Source organism: Campylobacter sp. BCW_4332 (genome assembly GCF_001763175.1).
In the GTDB taxonomy this organism is placed as follows: domain Bacteria; phylum Campylobacterota; class Campylobacteria; order Campylobacterales; family Campylobacteraceae; genus Campylobacter_D; species Campylobacter_D jejuni.
Genome location: NZ_MJYF01000068.1, coordinates 1 through 4,106 on the forward strand (window position 1 = coordinate 1; position 4,106 = coordinate 4,106).

3 protein-coding genes are annotated in these 4,106 nt (G+C 29.5%); all 3 read left to right on the top strand.

All coding sequences use genetic code 11. The annotated features are described in order from the left end of the window. The coding region (locus AJN64_RS08670; protein WP_070292886.1) for a bacteriophage T4 gp5 trimerisation domain-containing protein at positions 1–742 on the top strand (742 nt) is incomplete at its 5' end. After that, positions 742–2,733 carry a DUF6402 family protein gene (locus AJN64_RS08675; protein WP_070292887.1) on the top strand — a complete coding sequence of 664 codons (1,992 nt, stop codon included), beginning with the start codon at positions 742–744 and terminating at the stop codon, positions 2,731–2,733. The genes AJN64_RS08670 and AJN64_RS08675, both read left to right, overlap by 1 nt. Before the next feature lie 148 nt (positions 2,734–2,881). Continuing rightward, the gene (locus AJN64_RS08680) at positions 2,882–3,346 is read left to right on the top strand and encodes a hypothetical protein (RefSeq protein WP_167561469.1); all 465 of its coding nucleotides are present in this window, start codon (positions 2,882–2,884) and stop codon (positions 3,344–3,346) included. Positions 3,347–4,106 lie beyond the last annotated feature (760 nt).

The window sequence follows — 4,106 nt, forward strand, 5'->3', positions numbered from 1 at the left end:
TGAACTTACCCTCTCAAATATAAAAGATAAAGAACAAATTTATTTAAAAGCCCAAAAGGATTATGATGAATTAGTACAACATAATTTCACTCAAAGAATCTTAAATGATAAAGATTCTATAGTGGATGGAATTTATAATGAAAGGATTAAAAAGGTTCATACTCAAACCATAGACTTAGCTAAAAATGTCAATGTAGGAGGAGAATACTTAACTAATGTAGGCTTATCTAAAGATACCATAGTAGGATTAAGCAATACCTTAAATGTAGGAGTAGATAATAAAGTAAGAGTGGCTAAAAACTCTCATGAATATGTAGGAGAAAACAAAGATATAGAAATAGGTGCTAATCAAAACACTATTATTCATAAGGATGAGACAAGAAATGTGAAGGGGAATAAAAAGGAAGTGGTTGAGGGGCATTATGATATTAATATACAAGAAACATTAAAAATCCAAACAGAAAAAGAGACTTCTATAAGAAGCAAAAATAATCTACTAATCACCACCAATGCTTCAATGGGCTTTGAAACAGATAAAAATAATACCTTTGTATCTGATAATTCATTATCGCAAACAAAAACAGATTATGAAGTAAAGGCAGGCAATCAAATCCTCCACCAAGTAGGCGATACTCAAATTGTTACTAAGGGAGATTATGTGATTATTAAAGCAGGTGGAGTTGAAGTAACTATAGACTCTAATGGACTTGTGGTTAGAGGTGGAGAGATTAGGGCAGAGTAATGGAAGCACTTAATCAAAAAAATAGTTTAAATATTAGGCTTTTAAGTTCTAATAATATTCTTCTGCATAATCAAGAATTTAAGCTTTATGAAATAGCACAGGGCAATAAAAATGAAATCAAGACTATTTTTACAACCAATAGAATGGGGGAAGCTCATTTAAATGCTAGTGAAATTTTTAGTAAAGAAGCACAAAGCTTTGAATTAATTTTAAACCAATCTAGTGTTTATAAAAACAAACCCATCTATAATCATAGATTTTTATTAAGAAGTTATGAGTATGGGCATTGGTGTGAAATAAAATTTGAAAGAAAGGCAGATAAAGGCTCTATAAACTCTATTAGGCTAAAATCCAAAGAATTTACCTTAGAAAATAATGAAAAAATAGTGCGTAATTTCTATACTTTTGGTGATATAGTAGAATTTGAAGCTATTTATGAGGATGCAAAAATCAAAGAAGAGCAAATTAAATGGGGTTATGTTTTTATTCAGGATAAAAACACCTTAGATAAGTTAAACAAAAACCAATTAACTAATGACAAAAAGGAAAGTTCTTTATTTGATGAAGAAATTTTAAAAGATTGTTTTTATATTGAAAAAGAAGAAGATAAAGCCCTATTATCTTCTTCTATCATTTATAGACATTTAGAAAACAACAAAGCTTATTGTGGAAAACATCTTAGTTTGCAACTACCAAACCCTAAAGACACACAAGAGCAAAAAACACTATTAGTCTTTGCTTATAAAGAAATACCCAATTATAATGCCTCTTATCTTATAAGAATTAATGATTATCCACAAATTACCATTGATTGCACTCTAGCAGAAACACTAAGGGCACATACAAACAAAGATGAAATCTCAAGGCTTGGTTGGGGGGTAAGCTATATCTGTCAAAGATTATGGCATGATAATCCAAGTGATGCTAAAGAATTAAAAGATTTAACCTTTAGAAGCTCTACTTCACAAGATTTTATAGATACTATCCCTAATGAAACAATGAAAACAATAGTAAAGGAGATATTGCCTAGAGTAGAGATGCAACAATTAAAGACTGACAACACAAAATCAAGAGATAAAGCAAGATTTTATGCGGAATTAGATTGGGATAGTTTTTATATGAAGTTTCCTATAATGCAAGAGCTAAAGGGCGAGTATATGAATCTCAAAAAGCTTTTTGGAGAAGAATCTGATTTTCAAAAACAATTCGAAGATTTTCTTAATGATGCTTTACTAGATATAAAAAACATTAAAAATACACAAGAATATACAATGGCACTCAATATCCAAGCAATGAAAGAGAATAAGACGAAGAATGCAGAAGTCTTTAAGCTATATAAAAAAGAGGAAACACTCCCAGAAACTCATAAAGCTATAAAAGACTTACAAAAACCATCAGATATTATCGATAATAGTTTATATTTTCAAAGGTTTGATATAAAAAATGATGTGTTTTTACCGCATTTAGGCTTAAGTAAATTTGATGCATTTTCATTGCAAAACTCCATACAACATGAAAAAGAAGTTTTAGATAAATTCCACTCTAACCCAAAATACAAGCAGAATTTTGCTCTATACTCTATCGCAGGGGCTTTTAATATCTTATATATACCAAGCCTTATACAAATCACGAGAGTTACAAGATTCTATAATTACCATTCTTTATATGCTGCGTGCAAAAAGGTGCGTGCTTTTATCATTGATACTGTGAATTTTAATAATAATGGTAGCGATCAGCCTATTGGGGCATGGGATTATGAGAAGGTAGGATTTGATTTATATAATTCGATAATGCAATACCGAAATACAAAATTTCATTTTAAATATACCTCACCAAAATCATTCTTATTTCCCTTATATAATTCAGACTTTCTAAAAACAAAACAGTATTTTAATCTAGGCTTAGATTTCTTTTTATATAGCTCTACATTTTTGGATATGGATTTTAGTCATACGCAAATGCAAGATACTGCTTTTATAGTGGGGAAGTAAGATGTTTTTTGCTGGTGGTGATTATGAGCCTTTTATATATGGGCTTAGTCTTATTGCATACTATTTTCTACCCCTTTATTGTCTGACGCTTTTATTGTATAAATATAAGCCTCAATATGTGAATCTTACTCTACATATTGGAGCTTCAGTGTTGTTATACTTAGCTATGTGGGTAATATTTGTCGATACAACTATTATCAGCCTTTTTGAAATTTTTCAAATGTTTTTAATCCCCATTATCTTGCAAATTATACATCTTACCTTTATACTCTATGCTATTATCTATACTTATTTTGATATGCAAAAGATTTCATTTACAAAGAGACTAGGCAGATATATCGTTTCATTTTTTATTGGGATTGGACTACTTATCCTTTCTTTTGTAATGATGTATGCTATTGGATATTATATCAGCTCATGGTGTGATAGATATTATCTTAAAATCGATGAGAGAAATGAGGCGATTCGCACTATAACTTTTTATGTTCTTGTTGTGGTTTTTCCCAGTATAATTGCACTACTCCTTAGCTATATCCTCTATAAAAATCATAAGTCATTTTTTACTAAGATTCTATATAGAATCTTATCTATGATAGGCAAGGACAAACCATAATGCAAAAACTTATATATCAAAACCACGACTACCAACAAATACAAATCCAACAAACACAGAAACATTTCAATCTTGGTTGTGATTTTATAGTTACAAGCAAAGGTTTTAAAAATATTAAGATTCCAAATAATTTGGATACAAAGAATCTATTGAGGATTATAGTAAAAAGTGAGGCGAGATAATGACTGATGGATTTGGGTTTTTAGCATATGTCTTTACATTGCCTGTATTGATTCTTGGTGGTATATCTTATGTATGTATAGTATTTTTGATAAGATTTCAAAGCTTTTGTGGGTTTGTATGTTCAAAAAGTTTTTGGATTGCTTGGCTTTTTTCATATTATTTATTATTTTTGATTATCTGCATTACTTGTGAATGGGAGTTATTAATAATGTATATCTGTGGTATTTCTTTACCTTTGGTATATTTTTTAAGAAAATTTTTTATGCAATCACATTTAACTAGCTCCAAACGAATTTTCATTATGGATTATCCCAATGAGTATTTTCTCTCTTTGTATTCATAGTAGCCTGTGCGTTGCTATTGCATGGATGTTAATATTTTTTCAAACAAATTATGATACCCAAACACTTCAATCTTGGCTTAGATTTCTTTTTATATAGCTCTATATTTTTAGATATTGTGCTAGAGGAGTAGTTATTATGTTTGAAGCGACAAAAAATACAGAGTAAATTAAAGGAGTTCTTATGCAAAAGTTTTTAATAGTTTTAGGATTGTGTTTAATGTTAGCCATTAGTGC